This is a genomic window from Chryseobacterium mucoviscidosis (assembly GCF_002177115.1).
GTDB lineage: Bacteria > Bacteroidota > Bacteroidia > Flavobacteriales > Weeksellaceae > Chryseobacterium > Chryseobacterium mucoviscidosis.
On sequence record NZ_MVAG01000216.1, the window covers coordinates 1 to 246 of the forward strand.

At 38.2% G+C, this 246-nt stretch carries 1 protein-coding gene; it reads right to left on the minus strand.

Features of this window, described 5'->3' with window-relative positions; translation table 11 throughout:
• Positions 1–32: 32 nt before the first annotated feature.
• The coding region (locus B0E34_RS22935) for a hypothetical protein (RefSeq protein WP_228423127.1) at positions 33–246 on the minus strand (214 nt) is incomplete at its 5' end.

Consider the following 246-nt stretch of genomic DNA (forward strand, 5'->3'; position numbering starts at 1 on the left):
TCATTAACCACTATACGATCAGCTTAGCTTCATTAGCACATTCTGGAATTTAAATAATTGTGAAGAATTTGCAAAGCCGGAAGAGTGATTTGCATTTCAGCTTCCCATTTCTGCAATTGAGGGGCCGTATCCGGCAAGTTATTTTGAAAACGCTTTTTTGGGGAGGCTCTTTTTATATAATGAACCCAACACAGCCAAAGAGGTGAACGAAATGAAGGGTAAAAAAGAATACGGCTTTTTAACTCA